This window comes from Oceanobacillus piezotolerans (assembly GCF_003665065.1).
GTDB lineage: Bacteria > Bacillota > Bacilli > Bacillales > Amphibacillaceae > Oceanobacillus > Oceanobacillus piezotolerans.
Genome location: NZ_RCHR01000005.1, coordinates 46,665 through 68,364 on the forward strand (window position 1 = coordinate 46,665; position 21,700 = coordinate 68,364).

The 21,700-nt window shown below is 37.0% G+C and carries 23 protein-coding genes; 13 read left to right on the plus strand and 10 right to left on the minus strand.

The features are described from left to right. Positions 1 to 179 precede the first annotated feature (179 nt). Positions 180 to 1,412 (plus strand): EAL and HDOD domain-containing protein, encoded by a 1,233-nt coding sequence (locus D8M04_RS14145; protein WP_121524061.1) that lies wholly within the window; start codon positions 180 to 182, stop codon positions 1,410 to 1,412. Positions 1,413 to 1,451: 39 nt separating this feature from the next. On the opposite strand, the gene D8M04_RS14150 is transcribed toward D8M04_RS14145, so the two are convergent. From D8M04_RS14150 to csaA, 3 genes are all read right to left on the minus strand, one after another. Continuing rightward, positions 1,452 to 2,258 (minus strand): YitT family protein, encoded by an 807-nt coding sequence (locus tag D8M04_RS14150; RefSeq protein WP_121524062.1) that lies wholly within the window; start codon positions 2,256 to 2,258, stop codon positions 1,452 to 1,454. 382 nt (positions 2,259 to 2,640) lie between these two features. Then, positions 2,641 to 2,850: a hypothetical protein gene (locus D8M04_RS14155; RefSeq protein ID WP_222928595.1), complete on the minus strand. Its 210-nt coding sequence runs from the start codon at positions 2,848 to 2,850 to the stop codon at positions 2,641 to 2,643. 194 nt (positions 2,851 to 3,044) lie between these two features. Then, positions 3,045 to 3,377, minus strand: coding sequence for a chaperone CsaA (gene csaA, locus D8M04_RS14160; RefSeq protein ID WP_121524064.1), 333 nt, complete (start codon positions 3,375 to 3,377; stop codon positions 3,045 to 3,047). A 315-nt stretch (positions 3,378 to 3,692) separates the two neighbouring features. Here csaA and fabF point away from each other — a divergent pair, with 315 nt between their 5' ends. From fabF to D8M04_RS14180, 4 genes are all read left to right on the plus strand, one after another. Then, positions 3,693 to 4,931 (plus strand): beta-ketoacyl-ACP synthase II, encoded by a 1,239-nt coding sequence (gene fabF, locus D8M04_RS14165; protein WP_121524065.1) that lies wholly within the window; start codon positions 3,693 to 3,695, stop codon positions 4,929 to 4,931. A gap of 294 nt (positions 4,932 to 5,225) precedes the next feature. Beyond that, on the plus strand, positions 5,226 to 6,026 hold the full coding sequence (locus D8M04_RS14170; protein WP_121524066.1) for a glycosyltransferase family 8 protein: 801 nt from the start codon (positions 5,226 to 5,228) through the stop codon (positions 6,024 to 6,026). Positions 6,027 to 6,122: 96 nt separating this feature from the next. Next, positions 6,123 to 6,728, plus strand: a complete 606-nt coding sequence (locus D8M04_RS14175; protein WP_121524067.1) for a YpjP family protein — start codon at positions 6,123 to 6,125, stop codon at positions 6,726 to 6,728. 18 nt (positions 6,729 to 6,746) lie between these two features. Continuing rightward, positions 6,747 to 7,043 carry a rhodanese-like domain-containing protein gene (locus tag D8M04_RS14180; RefSeq protein ID WP_121524068.1) on the plus strand — a complete coding sequence of 99 codons (297 nt, stop codon included), beginning with the start codon at positions 6,747 to 6,749 and terminating at the stop codon, positions 7,041 to 7,043. A gap of 232 nt (positions 7,044 to 7,275) precedes the next feature. Here D8M04_RS14180 and D8M04_RS14185 read toward each other — a convergent pair whose 3' ends face one another. Further along, positions 7,276 to 7,977 carry an NAD-dependent protein deacylase gene (locus D8M04_RS14185; RefSeq protein WP_121524069.1) on the minus strand — a complete coding sequence of 234 codons (702 nt, stop codon included), beginning with the start codon at positions 7,975 to 7,977 and terminating at the stop codon, positions 7,276 to 7,278. Positions 7,978 to 8,140: 163 nt separating this feature from the next. Between D8M04_RS14185 and htpG the strand changes: the two genes are divergently transcribed. Then, positions 8,141 to 10,021 carry a molecular chaperone HtpG gene (htpG, locus tag D8M04_RS14190; protein WP_121524070.1) on the plus strand — a complete coding sequence of 627 codons (1,881 nt, stop codon included), beginning with the start codon at positions 8,141 to 8,143 and terminating at the stop codon, positions 10,019 to 10,021. A gap of 539 nt (positions 10,022 to 10,560) precedes the next feature. Here the strand turns inward: htpG and D8M04_RS14195 are convergent. Genes D8M04_RS14195 through D8M04_RS14210 form a run of 4 tightly spaced genes read right to left on the minus strand, consistent with a single transcriptional unit; the run spans position 10,561 to position 14,338 of the window. Then, entirely contained in the window at positions 10,561 to 11,634 is a 1,074-nt protein-coding gene (locus D8M04_RS14195; protein ID WP_121524071.1) for an ABC transporter substrate-binding protein, read from the minus strand. Continuing rightward, positions 11,631 to 12,431 carry an ABC transporter permease gene (locus D8M04_RS14200; protein WP_121524072.1) on the minus strand — a complete coding sequence of 267 codons (801 nt, stop codon included), beginning with the start codon at positions 12,429 to 12,431 and terminating at the stop codon, positions 11,631 to 11,633. The genes D8M04_RS14195 and D8M04_RS14200 overlap by 4 nt, the downstream gene beginning before the upstream one ends. A 1-nt stretch (position 12,432) precedes the next feature. After that, on the minus strand, positions 12,433 to 13,242 hold the full coding sequence (locus tag D8M04_RS14205) for an ABC transporter permease (protein ID WP_187695456.1): 810 nt from the start codon (positions 13,240 to 13,242) through the stop codon (positions 12,433 to 12,435). Beyond that, positions 13,229 to 14,338: an ABC transporter ATP-binding protein gene (locus D8M04_RS14210; RefSeq protein ID WP_121524074.1), complete on the minus strand. Its 1,110-nt coding sequence runs from the start codon at positions 14,336 to 14,338 to the stop codon at positions 13,229 to 13,231. Before D8M04_RS14210 ends, D8M04_RS14205 begins: the two co-directional genes overlap by 14 nt. A 452-nt stretch (positions 14,339 to 14,790) precedes the next feature. Here D8M04_RS14210 and D8M04_RS14215 point away from each other — a divergent pair, with 452 nt between their 5' ends. The 5 genes from D8M04_RS14215 (at position 14,791) to alr (ending at position 18,940) form a co-directional block, all read left to right on the plus strand. Then, the gene (locus tag D8M04_RS14215; protein ID WP_121524075.1) at positions 14,791 to 15,405 is read left to right on the plus strand and encodes a TetR/AcrR family transcriptional regulator; all 615 of its coding nucleotides are present in this window, start codon (positions 14,791 to 14,793) and stop codon (positions 15,403 to 15,405) included. A gap of 92 nt (positions 15,406 to 15,497) precedes the next feature. Further along, positions 15,498 to 15,908 (plus strand): Spx/MgsR family RNA polymerase-binding regulatory protein, encoded by a 411-nt coding sequence (locus D8M04_RS14220; RefSeq protein ID WP_121524076.1) that lies wholly within the window; start codon positions 15,498 to 15,500, stop codon positions 15,906 to 15,908. Positions 15,909 to 15,962: 54 nt separating this feature from the next. Beyond that, a complete protein-coding gene (locus D8M04_RS14225) occupies positions 15,963 to 16,247 on the plus strand; it encodes a hypothetical protein (protein WP_121524077.1) in 285 nt (94 codons plus the stop codon). A gap of 326 nt (positions 16,248 to 16,573) precedes the next feature. Next, the gene (locus tag D8M04_RS14230; RefSeq protein WP_121524078.1) at positions 16,574 to 17,305 is read left to right on the plus strand and encodes a hypothetical protein; all 732 of its coding nucleotides are present in this window, start codon (positions 16,574 to 16,576) and stop codon (positions 17,303 to 17,305) included. Between the two features lie 477 nt (positions 17,306 to 17,782). Next, positions 17,783 to 18,940, plus strand: a complete 1,158-nt coding sequence (alr, locus tag D8M04_RS14235) for an alanine racemase (protein WP_121524079.1) — start codon at positions 17,783 to 17,785, stop codon at positions 18,938 to 18,940. Positions 18,941 to 19,193: 253 nt separating this feature from the next. Here alr and D8M04_RS14240 read toward each other — a convergent pair whose 3' ends face one another. Next, complete coding sequence (locus D8M04_RS14240) at positions 19,194 to 19,397, minus strand: H-type small acid-soluble spore protein (RefSeq protein ID WP_121524080.1); 204 nt, start codon at positions 19,395 to 19,397, stop codon at positions 19,194 to 19,196. A 109-nt stretch (positions 19,398 to 19,506) separates the two neighbouring features. Beyond that, complete coding sequence (locus D8M04_RS14245) at positions 19,507 to 19,974, minus strand: hypothetical protein (RefSeq protein ID WP_121524081.1); 468 nt, start codon at positions 19,972 to 19,974, stop codon at positions 19,507 to 19,509. Between the two features lie 397 nt (positions 19,975 to 20,371). Between D8M04_RS14245 and D8M04_RS14250 the strand changes: the two genes are divergently transcribed. After that, positions 20,372 to 20,935 (plus strand): NADPH-dependent FMN reductase, encoded by a 564-nt coding sequence (locus D8M04_RS14250; RefSeq protein ID WP_121524082.1) that lies wholly within the window; start codon positions 20,372 to 20,374, stop codon positions 20,933 to 20,935. Positions 20,936 to 21,016: 81 nt separating this feature from the next. Then, on the plus strand, positions 21,017 to 21,649 hold the full coding sequence (locus D8M04_RS14255; protein ID WP_121524083.1) for an NADPH-dependent FMN reductase: 633 nt from the start codon (positions 21,017 to 21,019) through the stop codon (positions 21,647 to 21,649). The last annotated feature ends 51 nt before the right edge of the window (positions 21,650 to 21,700 follow it).

Below are 21,700 nucleotides of genomic sequence, written 5' to 3' on the forward strand. Positions count from 1 at the left end.
CCATATCGTAGATTTTCACGGTATGGTGCATTTTATTTTCAAAAAGAAGATATCTTATCTGCATAATGCAGTCTTATGATTTAATAATAGAAAAATTGAAAAAGAAAAATAGACCACTATCTTAATAGTTATAGTAAAATAGTAGTAAAAGAACATTATAGTAATCTTGGGGTGAGAGAGTGGAAATATATATAGCCAGGCAGCCGATATTAAATCGGAGCCAAGAGGTTGTTGCCTATGAATTATTGTATCGGAGCAGTAACAAGAATGAATTTCCAAATATAGATGGAAACGAAGCTACTTCTCATGTTATATATAATTTTTTGCAAATGGGAATTGATTCATTATCTGAAGGAAAACCAAGTTTTATTAATTTTACTGATCAATTAATTGAGAATCATGTTCCAAGCCACTTCGAACAGGATACAATCGTTGTAGAAATATTGGAGTCAGTTGAACTTACTGATTCTATTATTGAGGGCTGTACAAAATTAAAGGAAATGGGATATAAACTAGCATTAGATGATTTTCAAATTAAATTAGATAACCCTTACCTTAAAGACATTATTGGATTAGTGGATATAATTAAAGTAGATATACATAACACACCACGTGATCTGCAAAAGCAAATCCTGCGTGCTTTCAAATCTCATGACGTGGAATTTTTGGCAGAAAAAGTAGAGACTAGAGAAGAATACGAAAGATGCCTGCAGGAAGGTTATTCTTATTTCCAAGGTTACTTTTTTAGTAAGCCTGTTGTCCTATCGATGAAAGATATACCAATTCAGAATCATAGCTTTCTCCTTATCTTAAATGAGCTTTCACAGCCTGAGCCAAGTGTAGATCGTATCACCAAGTACATTGAAGCAGATGTTTCCCTTTCTTATAAACTATTGCGCTTCATTAATTCACCGATTATCGGGCGTAAGTATGATATTAAATCTATAAAACAAGCTGTTGTCATTCTAGGATTTAAAGAATTGAAAAAGTGGATTTTCCTTTTATCATTGCGTGAAAAACCAAATAGAGAGGATTCTTATAATGAGGTTATCCGAATGAGCCTTATAAGAGCGAAGACATGTGAAGAAATTGCTAATTACAAGGGCTTTAGAACAGAAGCTTCAAGTTTTTTCCTTGTTGGATTGCTATCACTTATGGATACGCTTATGAAGCAATCCCCAGAAAGCCTCATGGAAGGATTGCCGCTGGATTCGGACATTAAGCAAACGATATTAGGTGAGGATACGAGATACAGTTCTATCTTTCATTTAGCAGTCTCTCTTGAAAGGGTAGAATGGATCAAAATTGATCGCCTTATTCAAGAGATTGACATGGATAAACAAGCATTATTCGATATCTATATGAAAGTGCTGAAGTGGGCTAGAGAGGTCATGAATGGCCTGCTTATATAAAATATTAGGAAAAGCTACTACAGTTAGCTTTTCCTTTGTTTAGTTCTTAGCAAATTCCCCATCCACCTCTACCGTTTTGTAAACGTTAATAAAGGCTTTATTATCATGAGAGCGAACAATTTCTTTTACTTGTAATGTTTCGTATCTTGTAACCACCATCATAAGGATTTGCTTAGGTTCATTGGTATATCCGCCGTACCCGTCTGTAATCGTAATACCGCGATAGATGGATTGCAGCAATTCATTACGAATGGCTTCCCCTTCCGTAGTAATAATTTGCATTGTAAGCTTTATATGATTGGTATGTACGCTGTCTATCATCTTCCCTGTTAGATAGATGGAAAGCAAGGTATAAAGCGCAATATTCCAATTAAAAACAAATCCAGATATAAGAACAATCACACCATTCATTCCAGTTAGCAGTAGACCAACACTCATATTACTTGTCCGGGACACAATAATAGCAATAATATCTAATCCACCTGAGGTACCAGAGAACTTCATAATGAGGCCAATACCAAGTCCGCCAATCACACCACCGAAAATAGTCGATAGCAGAATATTATCTGTGATAGTCGCTACTGGAAGGATGTATAAAAAGAAGGATAGAGAGACAACACAAATAATGGTATTAATTGTAATCTCCTTACCAAGCTTATAGAAGCCAAGGATAATTAAAGGCAGATTAAGCAAGAAATTCATTAATCCGGTATCAAAAGGGGTAATAATTCCAAGTAAAATCGCGATTCCACTTATCCCGCTACTTAAGATTCCATATGGAACCAAAAAGCAATTAAACGCAAAGGCGACTACAAGTGAACCAGCTATCACAATTAAGTTTTTCATGCATAAATCTCCTTACCAGATGTTTGGGCCAATCGATGTTTTGCTTACGCAAGAAAGTTATGGAAGGATTTTCCAAAAGTAGCGTATTCATCATTCTTAAGTATTTTACCACTATAGGAGGTATCATGCAGTATATATTCTAAATGTAAGTATCTTTTGATTATTCCTTCTTGTGCCTCTTAAATACATGCCCGATTATTACTAATAGGGTGTGTCCTGAAAAGGAGGATGAAATTGGATAGATATCCTTCTGGCTTGTTCATAAGAAAGAAAATAAATGGCAACCAATCCGTACTCTCCTGGATTAGAAATATGCATTAGAAGCATGATCTAAAAAAGCCTGAAGCAAATGTAGAATGCTTCAGGCTTTCATTTCTAAGTATTATTGCTCGTCTTCTTCACTATCATCTTCACTATCTTCTTCTGGTGCTTCCTCACTATCAGTACCTTCATCAGGAGTATCCTCGTTAGTTGTATCTTCTTGTTCTGTAGGTTCTGTTGTTGCTGGTTCTTCCTCATCTCCTGCTCCACAACCAACTAAGATTGCAGTTGAAAAGATGGCTGTCATAAGAATCATTAGTAGCTTTTTCAACATAATCACCTCGCTTGGACAGATTTGAATACTCCTCCATTGTAGTGACTAATTGTTAAGGAAGTGTGAATGCAGTGTTAATTGTTTGAAAATACAAACAATTAATCATACATTTCTCCTAGAAATTAGAAAGAATAATACATTGGACTTATCTGTAAAGCGGACAAAACAAGAAAGAAGTCTTACTCATTATTTTATGAAATTGGTGTACCATTTTTTACGGGTTGATCCGGCCTTAATAGTACAACATCCCCGTCTGAAGGAACTCCGCCAATAACTAAAACCTCAGACTTGTATCCTGCAATTCTAAGGGGCGGAAAATTCACAACTCCGACAACTTGTCTGCCAATTAATTGCTGAGCTTGATAGCGCTGGGTAATTTGCGCCGAAGATTGCTTGATTCCTATTTCTTCTCCAAAGTCGATTTTTAGTTTTATTGCCGGTTTCCTTGCCTCTTTAAAATCTTCTGCATCCATTACTGTACCGATTCGTAGATCTAATTTCATAAAGTCTTCAAAAGTCGCCAATTGCACTTCCTCCTTTATTTATGAGATTCTAATGCTTCTTTTACTTCTTATCCTAGCATAGCTTCTAATACTTATTTTAATATTCTAACAAACACAATCCCTAGTGTATCCATTTTATTACTTTGTTAACTAAATAACTTTATTTCGAATCTATTGATAGAAAGATGAGAGAGTGCATTCTAATACAGAATCATAAGCTGGTTCATTTTTCCTAGGAACAAAAGGTTGCTCAATCATTTTGTTTTGTCCTTCCTAATAGATATAATAGAAATATTACAATATACAGTAAAAGTGGATTAGGAGAGAATAAAATTAATGAAAAGAGTAGTGATAACGGGTGTTGGGGCAATGACACCAATAGGAAATAACGCATTTACAGCATGGGAGAATGCTACAGGCGGCGTATCAGGCGTTAGCGAAGCAACATTAATTGATATAGAGAAAGTAGATGTGAAAATAACGGCAGAAGTGAAAGACTTTAATCCTGCTGATTATATGGATAAAAAAGAGGCAAAGCGAATGGGGCGCTTTAGTCAGTTTGCAGTAGCAGCGAGTAAGATGGCAATAGAGGACGCAAGAATAGAAATTGGCAAAAATGCTATACCAGAACGGGTAGGTGTATGGATTGGCTCTGGAATTGGTGGCTTGGGGGAGTTTGAAACCCAACATCGGAAATTTCTTGAAAAGGGCCAGCGCCGTGTGAGTCCTTTTACTATTCCGATGTTTATACCGGATATGGCGTCTGGGCGTGTTTCGATTGAATTGGGGGCAAAGGGGATCAATAACTGCTCTGTTACGGCTTGTGCAACAGGAAGCAATTCGATTGGCGATGCTTTTCGCAGTATTCAAAATGGACTTTCCGACGTCATGATTACTGGCGGTACCGAAGCAGCTATCACAGAAATGACAGTTGCCGGTTTCTCTAATATGACAGCTCTATCTAAAAACCCAAATCCTGAAAAGGCGAGTCGCCCATTTGATAAGAATCGGGACGGATTTGTGCTAGGTGAAGGATGTGGCGTGGTTATTTTAGAAGAACTTGAACATGCTTTAACAAGAGGAGCCAATATCTATGCAGAATTAGTTGGATATGGCTCAACAGGTGATGCCTATCATATTACTTCGCCAGCACCTGACGGGGAAGGGGCTGGAAGAGCGATGAAGCTAGCTTTAGAGGATGCAAGTCTTGCTCCGGAACAAGTAGATTATATTAATGCACATGGTACTTCCACTCAATATAATGATTTATTTGAAACAAATGCAATTAAAGCTGTGTTCGGTGATCATGCCTATAACTTGTCTGTAAGTTCTACAAAGTCTATGACAGGTCATTTACTAGGTGGTGCGGGTGCTGTAGAAGCAATCTTTTCTGTATTGGCTATTAGAGATGGAATCATGCCTCCAACGATTAACTACGAAACTCCAGACGAAGCATTGGACCTCGATTATGTACCAAATGTGGCAAAGAAGAAAGATTTAACGGTAGTATTGTCTAATTCATTAGGTTTTGGTGGTCATAATGCGTCATTGCTGTTTAAACGTTTTGATGGGTAAAAATACTGCTCTCCTATAATAGTGACGTTGGAATCCGGAATCAAAAAGCGGATAAATGGTGCGCTAATCTATAAATAAAAATGGAGCTCTATTAGTTGCCGGTGAACTCTTACCGAACCTCTGCTAATTCCTGGAATTACTAAGAAAGCAGAGAAAAAGGTGTCAGGCATGCCTTTTCTCTGCTTTCTGGCATTTATTGGTGCGGAGCCAATAACTAAGATAATGGAGTGAAATACGATATTTTGTACTACAAAGGAGGACAAAAAGGGACAGTCTCATGCTTGTCCTAATACAATGAATATACTCGTAACATTAAATTCCAATTATATAAAGCCTCTTCAAGTAATGCTTAAATCCCTTTTCCTGAACAACCCTGAACAGAAATTCTGCATCTATGTGATGCATTCCTCTCTTCAAGAACACGAGCTTGAAATGCTTTCGTTCTTTGCAGAAAAGAATAACCATAAATTACAGATTATTACGGTTAAGGGTGAGCATTTTGCGGATGCGCCAGTGCTAAAGCATTATTCCATAGAAATGTATTATCGTTTACTAGCTTTTAAGTATTTACCGATAGATCTGGATCGGATTTTATATTTAGATCCTGATATTCTAGTTATTAATGATATCCGTGAATTATACAATCTAGAGTTGAATGGGTACCTCTATGCAGCTGCGTACCATGATCGTGCTTCAGTGAAAGAACTGAACAAGCTACGCTTAAAGCAATATGATATAGAAGCTTATTATAATTCTGGTGTACTCTTAATGAATTTAGAAGAACAAAGGACTAGAATAAAGGAAGACGAAATCTACAAATTTGTAGAGGAAAATAGGAAAAAATTAATCCTCCCAGATCAAGACGTAATAAATGGACTTTACTCCAAGGAAATCAAGGACATAGATGAGTTAATCTATAACTTTGATGCGAGATTTTATCAATATTATAAATTAGTAAATAAGGTAGATATGGATTTTATTATGAAACAGACGGCCATTATCCATTTTTGCGGAAAGAGGAAACCTTGGCAGGGTAACTATATAGGCAAGTTTCATTCCCTTTACAAACATTATGAGAAATTGGCATCACGTTAGATTTTTTAGATAATTGATAATAAAAAAGCTACATACTTTGCTTCAACGTGTTAAAATAAAATAGTAGACGACGTACGTAAAGAAGGTGACTAAGATATGAAGCTATGGATGAGGAAATTCCTTGTTGCATTAATAACAGTAGCTACCTTAGGAATGTATACGCCCGCATATCTATTAGATGTTGAAGCAGAAGATAAGAATGATAATTTTTCTGAATCTGGCGATAACAATGCAAATGCGGTCGTTAAAGTTAGAGAAGCCCAAGAGGCTAGCTTACCAATCGAAGAAAACCGTTTTAGTGAAACGTATCTTATTAATGATATGACCGAAAAAGCAAAGGAACAAACGATGATGAAGTTTGGTCCTAGAATGCAGGAACAAGTAGAAGATGAATTTGATCATTTCATATTGCCTACAATAGAAACCGTGCTGGAATCTATTATTAAGCAAGCTGGAGAAGACAGTAAATATCTTCGGATGACAGAAACTCCTGCAAAGGGATATGGAGAACGAATTTTCCATGTATACAATGAAGAATCAAAAGAAGATATTGCAAGATTTCATATTAGACGTGATAATCGCCCACAAGAGGGATATTACTTTAATTTCCACTACCATTTAAGTAATGATGGATTTAGGACCCACCACCAAATTGGAGAAATTTATTGGGATAAAAACACACCACCGAAATGGATGGCATAACGATAGGGAGGAATAAAGATGAAGGAAATTTCTGCAAAAGAAGTGCAGGAAAAGCTGGAAAATGGAGAAGAGCTTAACATTGTCGATGTGCGTGAGGATGATGAAGTAGCACAAGGGATTATTCCAGGTGCTAAACATATCCGCTTAGGTGAGATTCCAGAGCGTCATACGGAACTTGATAAGAATAAGCAATATTACATGGTTTGCCGTTCTGGAGCAAGAAGTGGAAGAGCCACAGAATTTCTTAACGAACAAGGATACGACGTAACGAACATGGCTGGTGGAATGCTGGCTTGGGAAGGCGACGTAGAATAATAATGAAAGAAAACAGGTCACTCGGAGGAGTGACCTGTTTTCTTTAACAGCAGGAAGGTTCCCTTTAAAGCAGAGTCCAGTAATCCACTAATAGTTGAACAAAAATCAATTAAAGTTAATCCAACTCCACTTATAGTCGAGCGGAAATCTCCTAAAGTCACTCCAAGTCTATTAAAAGTTGCTCCATACTGCGTTAATAGCTTTAGGACATATTATGCGGAAATTTCTATCGCTAATTTAAAGCTTCAAGAAGTTCTCCAATTTTTCTATCATGAATGAGTTCATCTGCGTACATATCCATCTCTGTCTTTTCTTGATTTACAATTACTAATTTTGCTCCATTATCCTTTGCAATTAATGGGATTTGGTTGGCAGGGGTAACACTTAAGGAGGAGCCTAATACGATAAACAGATCTGCCTTCTCTGCTTCCCTGATAGCAAACTGGAAAGCGTCCTCAGGTAATACTTCCCCAAATAGCACGATATTTGGACGTAACACCCCACCACAGCTGCAGAAGTATTCTTTGTTCACGTATTCTTCACTATCATATTCCCTTCCGCAGGCTTGACAATGTACCTTTTGTAAGGTTCCATGAAGCTCAGCCACACGTTTACTTCCCGCTTGCTGATGGAATCCGTCTACATTTTGTGTAATGATCGATTTAATGATGCCTTGTTCTTCCCAGTCTGCAAGAATGTGATGTCCTTTATGTGGTTTATATTCTTTTACCCCAAGGACCCTTTCTCGATAAAACTGGATGAATTCGTCTACGTTATTATTCAGGGCTTCGGTACTGGCAAGTTTACTGGGATCTTTCTTTCTCCAAAGTCCGTGTGTGGAAGAGCGAAAGTCTGGTAGTCCACTCTCTGTTGACATTCCGGCACCTGTAAATACGACAAAATAATTGGAAGTCTGTAACCATTTTTCTAACATGCTCATTCCTCCAAATAAAGTTTTAATTACATTATACAACTTCAATTGAGCTGGTTGCTAATTTGGTTGACATGCTTGATCAGAATGTGTTATTTAAAAGTATAGAGATTGTCACTCGGCGAAGCAGAGTGCTAATAATATAAAGAGGCAAGGAGAGATAATAATGGCAAAGCAGGAGTTTAAAGCAGAATCCAAAAAGCTATTGGACATGGTTATCAATTCCATTTATTCCAAACGTGAGGTATTTTTAAGAGAACTGATTTCAAACGCAAGTGATGCAATAGATAAGATTTATTATCGTGCTTTAACAGATGACAATATTTCATTTAATAAAGACAGCTATTACATAAAAATCGACCCGAATAAAGATACACGCACCCTTAAAGTAATGGATACAGGAATTGGAATGACAAAAGAAGAATTGGAATCCAATTTGGGGACGATTGCAAAAAGTGGTTCTTTCAATTTTAAAAATGAAAATGAATTAAAAGAAGGTTATGATATCATTGGTCAGTTTGGGGTAGGTTTTTATGCTGCCTTCATGGTTGCCGATAAAGTAACTGTTGTGACAAAATCCTTGGATAGTGAAGAAGCGTATAAATGGGAGTCACAAGGATCAGACGGCTATACCATTGAACCTGCTGAAAAAGCAGAGATTGGAACGGAAATTACGCTTTACCTTAAGGAAAACACAGATGATGATAATTATGATGAGTTCCTGGAAGAATATACATTAAGACAAATCATTAAGAAGTATTCTGATTTTATCCGCTATCCAATTAAGATGGATGTAACCGAGCGTAAGTTAAAAGAAGGTACAGAAGATGAGTACGAAGATGTGATAGAAGAGCAAACAATCAACTCTTTAGTACCAATATGGAAGAAGAACAAGAGCGAACTAACCGACGAGGACTATGTGAATTTCTATAATGAAAAACGCTATGGATTCGACAAGCCATTAAGACATCTTCATATTAATGTTGATGGTTCAGTTCGTTATAATGCGATTCTTTATATTCCTGAAAGTGCACCGTATAATTACTATACAAGAGAATATGAAAAAGGTTTAGAGCTATATTCCAATGGTGTATTAATCATGGAAAAATGCGCAGACTTGCTTCCTGATTACTTTAGCTTTGTAAAAGGGATGGTTGATTCGGAAGACCTTTCATTAAATATCTCTCGTGAAATGCTGCAGCATGACAGACAGCTGAAAATTATTGAAAAAAATATCAATAAGAAGATCAAAAAAGAATTGCTTAATATCTTGAGAGATGACCGTGAGAACTATGAGACCTTCTTTAAAGCCTTTGGTCAGCAACTGAAATATGGAGTGTACAGTGATTACGGAATGCATAAAGAAGTGCTTCAGGATTTATTGCTGTTCTATTCTTCCAAAGAGAAGAAGCTTGTGACTTTAGAAGAATATGTATCCAGAATGCCGGAAGATCAGAAGTATATCTATTATGCAACAGGTGATTCTATTGACAGGATCGAGAAATTGCCACAAACAGAGCTTGTTGCTGATAAAGGATATGAGATTCTTTATTTCACAGATGAAATAGATGAATTCGCGATTAAGATGCTCATGAATTACAAAGAAAAAGAATTCAAATCTGTTTCTAGTGGTGACCTTGGAATTGATGAGGAAGACAGTAAAGAGAGTAAGGAAAAAGAAGAAGAAAACAAAGACTTATTCGCTGCCATGAAAGAAATTTTAAATGATAAAGTCAAAGACGTTCGCGTTTCCAAACGATTGAAGTCTCATCCTGTATGTTTAACAGCAGAAGGTGATATTTCCATCGAAATGGAAAAAGTAATTAATGCAATGCCAGATGATCAACAGATTAAGGCAGATAAAGTGTTAGAAATAAACGTTGACCATGAAGTGTTCCAATCTCTTCAAAAAGCGTTTGAATCAGACAAGGAAAAATTAGGATTATATACGAACTTACTGTATAATCAAGCATTACTTATTGAAGGGCTGCCAATTAATGACCCAGTAGAATTTACGAATGATATCTGTAAGGTAATGGTCGATTAATATGTAAAAGGGGGTATTAAGTAAAACATTTTACTTAATACCTCCTTTTTATTGCCAATTATTTGCACAGTCGATAAAAAATGCTGATTAACTGAATTCAAACTAGTAATTCTTTACATACCGAAAACATTGAAAATATGCGCTCGTGATTTACGCTGCGGGCAGTCGCTTTCCGCGGGCAACGTCTCAGCCTCCTCGGAAGAAGGGCACTTCCTGCGGGGTCTTCGCTTGTTGCTTTTCCCGCAGGAGTCGACTGCCCTCCGCTACAATCACTTCCTGTAAAGGGGAGATTTCTCCATTCATAGTTAGAAGGTTTAAAAGCACTATCCAGCGGAGGAAATACACGGAGACTCCTACGGGAGGATAGGCCTAGATGAGACCCCGCAGAGACGACAGTCTCGAGGAGGCTCAGCAGCCGCCCGTGGAAAGCGCAGTGTATTTCCGGAGCGGTTTTTATGCACTATGTTGAATTAAACTAATCAGAAGTCTATCTAGACAAAACAACGCAAAGATGAAAATATCACCTTTGCGTTGTTGTTTTACTTCCGATACATCTTAAATTCCAAAAATATATCATTATAATAAGCTAAATTCTCTTTTCCAAGATTCTCATAAACCTCAAGTTTATCGGTTAATTCAGGGGAAGGATAGAACCTTTCGTCAGTTACCATCTCTTCAGGCATGTACTCAAGTGCTGCTTTGTTTGGTGTAGAATAGCTTACATATTCTGCATTCTGTGCAGCTACTTCCGCATCCAGCATAAAGTTGATGAACTGATGTGCCCCGTCTATATTTCGAGCGGTTTTGGGAATAACCATATTATCAAACCATAGATTGGAGCCTTCTTCTGGAACGCTATAATCCAAGTTTTCATTTTCCCACATAATTTCAGATGCATCTCCAGACCAGACGAGTGCAACAGCAGCTTCTTCATTTGCCATAAGCAACTTATTCTCGTCCCCGACAATTGCCTTTATATTCGGAGTTAAGCCTTGAAGCTTTTCTAATGCTTCATGCAGATGGTCTTTATTTGTATCGTTTAAGGAATATCCTAGACTATTCAGTCCCATACCAAGTACTTCCCTTGCACCATCTACAAGCAGAATCTCATTTTTTAAACGGGGGTCCCATAAGTCATCCCAACTTGTAAACTCCATGTCAGGCAGCATTTCTTTGTTATAAACGACTCCTACTGTTCCCCAGAAGTATGGAACAGAATATTTATTTCCTGGATCAAAGGATAAATCCATAAAGCGTTCATCAATATTGTTTAAATTAGGCAGCTTGGAATGATCCAGTTCAACCAGTAGATCTTCTTCACGCATTTTTTCAATCGTATATTCAGATGGAACAGCAACATCGTAAGTTGTCCCACCTTGTTTAATTTTTGTCATCATTGCTTCATTAGAATCAAACGTTTCGTATATAATGGTGATGCCTGTTTCTTCCTCAAATTGATCGATGAGCTCTTCATCAATATAGTCTCCCCAATTAAAAACGGTTAACGTGTTGTTGCCAGAATATCCTGCTGAAGCATTCAATCGATTAATGGCAATAAGCAATAAAACAGAGACAATCAATACAGCTATAAAAGCTTGTGTTAATTTTTTCATTTTCTAAAATTCACTCCTCTCGTGCCACTCCGTTGTGTGATGAAGTAGTAAATCACCACAAGCAGAATTGTAGCGAGGAATAGTATCGTTGATAATGCGTTAATATTTAATGAAATTCCCTGTCTTGCCATTGAATAAATTTCTACAGAAAGGGTTGAGAATCCATTACCAGTGACAAAGAAAGTAACAGCAAAGTCATCTAATGAATAGGTTAACGCCATGAAGAAACCAGCAAAAACTCCTGGTGTAATATATGGCAGAATAACCTTTGTCAAAACCTGCCAGTTGTTTGCTCCAAGATCTCGTGCTGCATCTAACAGACTAGGGCTCATTTCATAAAGCTTTGGCAACACCATCAATACAACGATCGGTACGCTGAAGGCAATATGAGAAAGCAGTACAGAATAGAATCCTAATCTGAATCCAGCAATCGTAAAGAGAATCAAAAATGATGCACCAATAATAACATCGGGACTTACGATTAATACATTATTTAAGGAAAGCAATGTATTTTGTTGTTTCTTCTTAAATGAGCGTATCGCTATCGCACCAAATACCCCAATAATGGTTGAGATTAGTGCCGACAATAGTGCAACAACAATAGTGTTCAGGACAATAATAAACAGTCTTGTATCCTGGAATAGTTCTTGATACCAATCAAGCGTAAATCCATCGAAACCACTCATGGTTCCTCCACTATTAAAGGAATAGAAGATTAAATAGAAAATAGGTGCATATAAAATGAGAAAGATAATGATTAAAAATAGATTAGCAAAAGGTGATGATTTTTTTTTCATCTTATGCACCTCGCTTTCTAAATCCAGAGGTTAGGAACATAATTAGGAACATGGCTATAATTAGGAATACAGCAATGGTCGCTCCCATTCCCCAGTCTTGGGTAACAAGGAAATGCTGTTCAATAGCAGTACCGAGTGTGATTACACGGTTCCCTGCAATTAATCTTGTCAGCATAAAGAGTGATAATGCTGGGATAAAGACGATTTGTATCCCTGATTTAACACCATTCATTGTTAATGGAAATACGACCCGACGAAAAGTGTCCCATTTTGACGCACCTAAATCCCTCGCAGCATCAAGCAATACAGGATTAATGGTATCTATCGCATTAAAGATAGGAAGAATCATAAATGGAATAAAAATATATACAGATACAAAAATAAAACTAAAATCTGTAAAAAGGAGTTGTTGTGTACCAATTCCAATTACTTCTAAGAAGCTGTTTGCAACCCCATATGTTCCGAAAATCCCAATAAAAGCATAGGCTTTTAACAGTAGATTAATCCAAGATGGAACAATAATCAAAAGCAGCCAGAGCTGTTTATGTTTTGTTTTTGTTAGCAAGTATGCTGTCGGATAGGCTACAAGTAAAGAGAACAATGTAATTAAAAACGCATACCAGAACGAGCTTAGTGTCATCTTTAAATACACAGGAGTAAAGAACTTCTCATAATTTGCAAACGAGAAATTCCCCTGAATATCAATAAATGAATAATAGATGACTAATAGTATAGGAGCAATAACGAACAATAGAATCCATACCGCATATGGAACCATGTACAGGTTACGCGTGAGCTTATGATTGTTCATTTGCATCTCCCTCCGAGTAGGAATCGAGGCGTTTGTCAAAGTCTTCCTCTGTCTCATCAAATCGCATAACATGAATTGCTTCTGGCTCGAATTTCAAACCTATATCATCGTCAACATTTACACTTTTTGTAGAGTGTACAAGCCATTCATTTCCATCTTTATCGTTTCCAGTTATCTCATAGTGAACGCCTCGGAATAATTGAGAGCTTACCTTAATTTGAAGCATCCCTTGTTCATGGGATGTAATCTCTAAATCTTCAGGTCGAATGACAACCTCAACCGGTTCGTTTTTATTCATTCCCTTATCGACACAAGTAAACTGTTTACCAACAAATTCGACTAGATAATCTTGGATCATCGTCCCGCTTACAATATTGGATTCCCCAATAAAGTCGGCGACAAATCGGTTAATAGGTTCATCATAAATATCGTTTGGTGTTCCGCTTTGCTGAATGGTTCCTTTGTTAAGAACGAATATTTCATCTGACATTGCCAGCGCTTCTTCTTGGTCATGTGTAACAAAAATGAACGTAATTCCAAGTCTGCGTTGTAATTCTCTTAATTCACCCTGCATCTGGTAGCGCAGTTTTAAGTCTAATGCAGATAGAGGTTCATCTAATAGAATCACTTCTGGTTGATTAACAATTGCCCGTGCGATGGCTACACGCTGCCGTTGTCCACCTGACATATCCTTTATTTCACGATCCCCGTAGCCACTTAAGTTTACAAAGCTAAGCGCTTCTTCCACCTTAGCCTTTATTTCACTGTTTTTCATTTTCTTAATACGTAATCCGAAAGCAACATTTTCAAATACATTTAAATGGGGAAATAGTGCATAATCCTGGAATACCGTATTGACCTGACGTTTATTGGCAGGTATATGGTTCATTTTCTTACCATTAAAATGAATATCCCCCTTAGTTGCTTCTGTGAACCCAGCAATCAAACGTAAAATCGTCGTTTTCCCACAGCCAGAAGGGCCTAACAGGGTATAGAATTTTCCTCTTTCAATTTCAAAGCTTACATCATCCAGTACCAATGAATCTTCATCATATTGCTTTGATACATTCTGGAATTGTATGATTGTGTTGCTCATTTGCACTACCTCCCTTATATACTACGTTGTTATTAGAAACATAGATTAGAAGGCCTTGATTTAGGTTATATCAAGCCCTTCTAGTTTAGACTATGCTGTTTTTATGATACATATCCGAAATAATTATACACGAAAAGTGTCAGATTGGAATTGTTTTTTTTCATTCTTTCTTGTAAATATTTGGTGAACCTATTGTTAATAGATTCTTAGGAAAATGGAGGGGACTTGGATCAAAGAATTTATGAACAAATCGTGGGAAAGTGAAAAAAATGAAAAACTGCCATCTTAATTCCATAAAAATGCCACAAAATTATAGTAATTTTTAAGATAGAAGGTAAAGTTAAAAAGTGACAGGGTGTCACAAAATCATTGACAAGTGACACGATGTCATTTAATATAATAATATACAAATATGACAACATGTCACATCATGGGATTTGGAGGAAGAAACCATGCCTAAGCAAACATTTTTTAACTTACCTGAGCATAAACGTAACACTTTAATAGAAGCAGCAGGAAAAGAATTCTCAAGAGTACCCTTAGCCGAAGCATCTATTTCGAATATTATTAAGGAAGCTCATATTCCTCGGGGCAGTTTTTATCAGTATTTTGAAAATAAAGAAGACCTATATCTCTATCTATTAAAGGAAGAGGCAAAAGGTAGAAATTCATTATTCATTTCCATGTTAAAAAAGCATAATGGTGACATTATTCTTGCTATGACAGCGGTATATCGGGACTTTTTAGAAAAGATGCCAGATGATCAGGAACGTGATTTCTTTAAAAATGCCTTACTGAATGTTACCCATAAGCTGGAAAATGTGTTTATGACTATTTTTGAAGGGAATAATAGTGAGAGCATGAACCAAATCTCACAACTAATTAATACAGAGAAATTAAATATCAAAGATGATAAAGAGATACATCACATTATCCAGATTATTACTGCAGTTGCTTTTAGAAATTTCGTCGAAAAATTTTCGAAAGAACTGTCTGATGAAACAGCGATAGAGCACTTTGTCATTGAAATGAATCTATTAAAGCAAGGACTTTACAAAAGAGAATGAATCCAATCAAACCATGTTTTCGTATTTAGAAGGAGAAACAATACTTGAGGATTTTTACCGGAATAAATAATAACAAGAATGGAGAATGATATATGACAGTTAGAATTTATGGAGCAGCATGTTCTTCAACTAGAAAGGCAAGACAATGGTTTAAGAATCAAGATATTGAATTTGAAGAGAGAAATATTCTAAGAGAGCCTTTAACAGTAAATGAACTACAAGGAATTCTTCGTATGACAGTGGATGGAACAGACGAAATCATTTCTACTAGATCAAAGATTTATAAGGATCTTAAGTTAGATGTAGACTCGCTTCCATTACAAGAGTTACTTGAGCTTATTCACAAACACCCTAGGTTATTACGGAGTCCCATTATTGTTGATGAGAAAAGACTTCAAGTAGGTTATCACGAGGATGATATCAGACAGTTCTTACCAAGGAAGACCCGTGAATATCAGTGGCTGAAATGGAGAATGAATAATTTCCAATTTGCGGAAGGTTGAAACGAATAGGTTGTTCATTATACATAGTGGGGAACCCGGTATGGAGGAAAGCACATGTATTTAATAGCAAAGCAGCCTTATGTAAAGGTGGAGCGGATTGTAAGAAGTATTGAACAGATCAACATTGAGCACGAGCGCACCATGTATTTGTATAACGAGAAGATTGTCACCGAACACCGCGAATTCCATATTAAAGATGTCATGGATATGTCTTATCGGATAGTAGGCGGTAAGGGAGGACTCCTCTATTTGCATACTTCGAATGGAGTATATTCCTACACCGTTAAATCATCACCAAATCGCTTTATAGAAGAATTTAAAAATCATATAAAAGCATAAACCACTCAAATTGCTTCATAAGAAAGTCTCGTAACTCTTATACAAATATAAAAACGATCAAAAAGATGAGACTGGGACAAAAGTGTTTTATTAAGAGAAAGATGAACTTTAAACAGCGGAGAAAAATCACTCCAGAAATGTTGAGCTTTATTTGTCTCTTGAATTAAACAGTCTAGTTTTGTTCCAGTCTTATTTTTCGTATTCTGAGATGTTAGATAGCAAGAAATGCCGCTGCTTAAAAAGTAACAGTTGATTATCTAGACAAAAGTACCGTTCCCTCTTTTTAGTGCATAGGATAACATTATGAACGTTAAAGGAGGGTTAGAATGGGTCTATATATGAATGATAGCCATGGTAGCATATATAGAAATGACAATATTCCTTTAGAACCAAATCAAGGGGTTTTTGTCAAGAACTATCGAGAAGAGATGATAAAAGAACAAAAACGAGTATATCAGTCTTTACTTTATTCCTATTCGGAATTAAAGAAAATATATGAGGAAACAGCAGCTGCTCAGGATAAAAAATGGATGCAGCTGGGAGAAAATATATCCCATTTAAATTTGTTGAATAAACAGCATCAAAAAGTAGAGTCCAACATGATGAAGCAATTAAAAATATTAGAAGCAAATCAGATTAAAATGGAGGATAAAATATCAGTCAAAAATGCTGCCCACCAAGAAGTCTTAATGGAATTAGATCAATTAGGAGAAGTACAAAAGGACATTCTTCAGCAATTAAAGAAGGACTCAAATGAACGCCAGGAAATAAAGACAACAATAGAGGAACAAACCTCCTCACAAAAACAATTAATGGGTAGAATTACTAAGCATGAACAGAAGCAAAAGGAGGTCGTTGAAAGATTAGAAACACAGGAAGCATTATCTGAAAAAATCATCCGTTATCTTGACCATTTCCGTTCTATCCTTTTTGAACGTTCCAATTATTTATCTAATAAAATAGAGGATGTTTCCACTTATCTGCTGCAATCACTCCATGGGAAAAATGAGCTTCAAAAAACCCTTATTATTCGACGGAAGCAGGAAAATAAAAAATAGCAGCAGAAGTGATTGTTAGGTATCACTTCTGCTTTTTTTATAGTCTAGAAAATTATAAATGAATGATCTGTGGATAATTCTTATCATAAGAAAGGCCACGTCCGGCTCCAGCGCCTAGCAACTAGCAGATCTTTTAGTGGGACGAGCATTGCGCAGTCCCAAACTTCACGCTCCTCCACTACGATAACGTTCAACTTAGTTGAACTTCCTATGTCCAGTCATAGGTTGCGCCGACTAAAACCGGCTTCCGCCAACGTCGGCGTACCCCTTAAAGGGGCATGTTTCCTTTATCTCATTGCGGAGCGCTCCAGTTTGTACGTTGCTAAACGGGCGCTTGCGCCTTTGTTCTTAATATACAATTAAGAAATGAATGACTGCGGAAGAACCTCTTCTTAAAATAAGAATTCAACTGCACATAGAAATGCAATTTGATCAGAAAGTGATAAAATAGTTCTATCAACGCTAAGGAGGACCATCATGCTACACAGAAGTTATCGAGATACATGGGTGGAAGTATCTTTAGACGCTATTCAAGCTAATGTTCGTGCTTTTAAGAAGCATATTCAACGGAAGAGCAAATTTATGGCTGTAATTAAAGCCGACGGTTATGGTCACGGAGCTGTAGAAGTTGGAAGAGCGGCACTGGAATCAGGTGCTGATTATTTAGCTGTAGCGCTCTTGGATGAGGCAATCCAGTTAAGGAAAGCCAAAATAGAGGCACCAATATTAGTATTAGGCTACACTGGTCTGGCTTCGCCTAATGCAATAGAGGATGCGATAAAAGAAAATATAACATTAACTGTTTATACAAAGGATATAGCAGAAAAAATAGTTGAAATTGCAAGCAGGGAAAAGCAAGAGATTAAGGTACATATAAAAGTGGATAGCGGTATGAATCGCATAGGACTTCGCAACAAAGAGGATATCCTCGCTTTAGCCAATATCCTTGGTTCTCCATTTGTTAAGGTAGAAGGGATCTTTACCCACTTTGCAGATGCAGATAGCGAAGACGAAACATACACACGAAAGCAATTTGAATTTTTTAAGTCGGTCATTCAGTTTCTAGAAGAAAATAAAATATATATACCAATTAAACATTGCTGCAATAGTGCGGCTACGATATCTTATCCGGAAATGCATATGGATATGGTCCGTGTCGGTATTAGTTTATATGGCCTTTATCCAAGTGGGCACCTGCAATCAAAAATTCAACTAAAACAAGCAATGAGCTTCAAAACGAAACCAGTTATGATTAAAACGGTAGAAGCAGGAGAGCCGATTAGTTATGGGTGTACGTACGCTCCAACAGAAGAGGCAAAAATAGCAACCATTCCGGTAGGGTATGCAGATGGTTTCTCGCGGTCATTATCAAATAAAGGAAATGTTACTGTGAAAGGCAAAAAGGCACCAATTGTCGGTAGAATTTGTATGGATCAATCCATGATTGATATTACTCATATTGATTCCGTTGATTTAGATAGTGTGTTTACCATTTTCGGGGAACCTTCAAAGGGCTATATATCTCTAGCGGAGGTGGCGGAACAGGTAGGTACAATTCATTATGAGATTGTTTGTCTTATTGGAAAGCGCGTGCCACGGGTCTATATGAAAGACGGAAAGAAGATGATAGGGTAATGAAAGAAAAAGGCATAGAAACAAGCTGTTTCTATGCCTTTTATTTAGTTTGGGAAATTATAAAGTGAATGACCTGTGGATAATTCTTATCATAAGAAAAGCCACGTCCGGCTCCAGCGCCCAGCAACTAGCAAACTTCACACTCCTCCACTACGATAAGTCAACATCGACTCCCTACGGTCGTCGTGTTTCCTTTATCTCATTGCGGAGCGCTCCAGTTTGTACGTTGCTAAACGGGCGCTTGCGCCTTTGTTCAGTTATGATTAGTTGGCTTGATAACAACTTCGTTTAATCCTTCTAGGTCGACTAATTGATCATGTTCCATGTTATCAAGTGGAAATACGGTTGCTGTACCTTCAGTTTCCTTTATATCTTTAATATAAACAGGAATCCCATGGTAGTTGACATTAATCATTGTAGTAGAATCAATAATTTGCTGAGCACGTTTACTGTCCATGTCATCCTCCTTCAGAATAGCAGTATTAGTTTCTGAAGGTCTATCGCGTTTTATTCAATAAAAATGAAACGATCACCCAGAAGGATTCACGCTTCGTGAAAACTCTATATTACCGGAACCAAGGGTGTCTTCTTTCTCTTCTTCGGTGTCTATCATCTTTTTCACGGTCAAAATCCTCATCACGGTGGTCTCTCTTACGATCATCCTCATCACGATGGTGTTTCCTGTGATTAAAGTCTCCAGCAAAATCCTCATCACGATGATCTCTCTTACGATCATCCTCATCACGACGATGTTTCCTGCGATCAAAGTCTCCAGCAACATCCTCATCGTGATGATCATTCCTCCAAACAGAATCCTCATCGTGATGATCATTCCTCCAAACAGAATCCTCATCATGATGATCATTCCTCCAAACAGAATCACCTTCTACATCAGAGAATCTATGGTGATCATCATCCTCCTGCACAAATATCTTATCACCCTTGATAATTATTGTATCTGCTTCAATCACTATATCGCGACCGTTATCAAACTCTTCATTAACATCATTATTTTTCCTTCTAGATCTTGGCATGGTTAGCCCTCCTTCTCCCCGTAATACTATACTTTATGTAGGTCTTTGAAGGATGCGTAGTCAAATGGTTACTATTTTTAAAAATAGACAAATACCTAGAGGGGGTGACAGGCCTGATGGCGCCATATTCTTCCTTATTGTATTAGAAAGGGGGCTTTGAGCACTTGAGCTAATTATTCCTTCTACCGCGTAGATAACTGGCTGTGAGACTTATATCGAATAGATAATTTTTGAGTAAGTTAATTTGCTTGCTAATTACTTTTAGTAACTTTATAATAAAAAACAAGTAAAAACTATTGCAATAGCAGAGCATTCGTGGTAAATTATATTTAAATAAGATATTATTAATTAAAACTAAGTCTTATAATTCTTTATAAACTAGGGAGGAATCATTATTATGTTAAAAATAGGTATTGTTTTAGGTAGTGTACGTCAAGGACGTAACGGGGAAGCAGTTGCAAACTGGACATTGGATTTTGCTAACAAACGCAATGACGCAGATGTTCAATATGAAATTGTTGACCTTGCAGATTACAACCTGCCATTCTTAGGAGCTGCTATTCCAGAAGCACAACAAGCTGAAGCGGAAGCTGCAATTAAAGGTTGGTCAGAAAAAATGGCATCATTTGATGGATATATCTTCGTAACACCTGAGTATAACCATGCAATCGGTGGAGCATTAAAGAATGCAACTGACTACTTAAACGCAGAAGTAAATAACAAAGCTGCTGGTTTCGTAGGATACGGTAGCCTTGGTGGTACTCGTGCACATGAAAACCTTCGTCTAATCTTAGGTGAGTTACAAGTAGCAGACGTACGTACTGCAGTAACATTCTCCTTAATCTCTGATTTTGAAAACATGAGTGTATTCAAACCAGCAGATTACCATGAAGCTAATGCAAACCAAATGTTAGACCAAGTTATCGCTTGGAGTAAAGCATTAAAAACAGTTCGTGGTTAATAACTAGAACAAAACAGAGTGGGTGTTACATTAAACACCCACTCTCCTATATCATAAATGATGAATAAAGGTGGTGTACCAATGGGATTTTTCGAAAAGTTATTTGGTAAGTCAAAGTCTGTTAAGCAAGAAGAACCTGTTGTTGAAAAAACATTAAAAGTAGGAATTGTTTTAGGTAGTGTCCGTGATGGACGTAACGCTGAAGCAGTTGGAACCTGGATGTATGACTTTGCAACAAAGCGTAATGATAAAGGTGTTCAATACGAAATTGTAGACCTGAAGGATTATCAGTTGCCAAAGCTCGGTCAAGCTCTTTCTCAAACAGAACAATCTGAAGCAGAAGTGGCAGTTAAAAACTGGTCAGAGAAAATGGCTTCATTTGATGGATACATCTTCGTAGCTCCAGAATACAACCATGCAGTTGGTGGGGCATTAAAAAATGCTTTGGATTATCTAAACCCTGAATTAAACAACAAAGTTGCAGGATTTGTAGGTTATGGCAGCTTAGGTGGTACTCGTGCACATGAAAACCTTCGTCTAATCTTAGGTGAATTACAAGTAGCAGACGTACGTACTGCAGTAACATTCTCATTAATGTCTGATTTTGAGAATATGAGTGTGTTTAAGCCAGCAGATTACCACGAAGCAAATGCAAACCAAATGCTAGATCAAATCATTTCTTGGGGATATGCATTTAAAGACCTAAGAGCATAACATATGAGCTGTCAAGCTATCTATTGACAGCTTTTTTAATATGTAAAAAGC

Excerpts from the sequence above, each read along its gene's own strand:
- D8M04_RS14150 (WP_121524062.1), bottom strand. The coding sequence starts at position 2,258 with ATGAAAAACTTAATTGTGATAGCTGGTTCACTTGTAGTCGCCTTTGCG.
- fabF (WP_121524065.1), top strand. The coding sequence starts at position 3,693 with ATGAAAAGAGTAGTGATAACGGGTGTTGGGGCAATGACACCAATAGGA.
- D8M04_RS14170 (WP_121524066.1), top strand. The coding sequence starts at position 5,226 with ATGAATATACTCGTAACATTAAATTCCAATTATATAAAGCCTCTTCAA.
- D8M04_RS14175 (WP_121524067.1), top strand. The coding sequence starts at position 6,123 with ATGAAGCTATGGATGAGGAAATTCCTTGTTGCATTAATAACAGTAGCT.
- D8M04_RS14180 (WP_121524068.1), top strand. The coding sequence starts at position 6,747 with ATGAAGGAAATTTCTGCAAAAGAAGTGCAGGAAAAGCTGGAAAATGGA.
- D8M04_RS14185 (WP_121524069.1), bottom strand. The coding sequence starts at position 7,977 with ATGTTAGAAAAATGGTTACAGACTTCCAATTATTTTGTCGTATTTACA.
- htpG (WP_121524070.1), top strand. The coding sequence starts at position 8,141 with ATGGCAAAGCAGGAGTTTAAAGCAGAATCCAAAAAGCTATTGGACATG.
- D8M04_RS14195 (WP_121524071.1), bottom strand. The coding sequence starts at position 11,634 with ATGAAAAAATTAACACAAGCTTTTATAGCTGTATTGATTGTCTCTGTT.
- D8M04_RS14200 (WP_121524072.1), bottom strand. The coding sequence starts at position 12,431 with ATGAAAAAAAAATCATCACCTTTTGCTAATCTATTTTTAATCATTATC.
- D8M04_RS14205 (WP_187695456.1), bottom strand. The coding sequence starts at position 13,242 with ATGAACAATCATAAGCTCACGCGTAACCTGTACATGGTTCCATATGCG.
- D8M04_RS14210 (WP_121524074.1), bottom strand. The coding sequence starts at position 14,338 with ATGAGCAACACAATCATACAATTCCAGAATGTATCAAAGCAATATGAT.
- D8M04_RS14215 (WP_121524075.1), top strand. The coding sequence starts at position 14,791 with ATGCCTAAGCAAACATTTTTTAACTTACCTGAGCATAAACGTAACACT.
- D8M04_RS14220 (WP_121524076.1), top strand. The coding sequence starts at position 15,498 with ATGACAGTTAGAATTTATGGAGCAGCATGTTCTTCAACTAGAAAGGCA.
- D8M04_RS14225 (WP_121524077.1), top strand. The coding sequence starts at position 15,963 with ATGTATTTAATAGCAAAGCAGCCTTATGTAAAGGTGGAGCGGATTGTA.
- D8M04_RS14230 (WP_121524078.1), top strand. The coding sequence starts at position 16,574 with ATGGGTCTATATATGAATGATAGCCATGGTAGCATATATAGAAATGAC.
- alr (WP_121524079.1), top strand. The coding sequence starts at position 17,783 with ATGCTACACAGAAGTTATCGAGATACATGGGTGGAAGTATCTTTAGAC.
- D8M04_RS14240 (WP_121524080.1), bottom strand. The coding sequence starts at position 19,397 with ATGGACAGTAAACGTGCTCAGCAAATTATTGATTCTACTACAATGATT.
- D8M04_RS14245 (WP_121524081.1), bottom strand. The coding sequence starts at position 19,974 with ATGCCAAGATCTAGAAGGAAAAATAATGATGTTAATGAAGAGTTTGAT.
- D8M04_RS14250 (WP_121524082.1), top strand. The coding sequence starts at position 20,372 with ATGTTAAAAATAGGTATTGTTTTAGGTAGTGTACGTCAAGGACGTAAC.
- D8M04_RS14255 (WP_121524083.1), top strand. The coding sequence starts at position 21,017 with ATGGGATTTTTCGAAAAGTTATTTGGTAAGTCAAAGTCTGTTAAGCAA.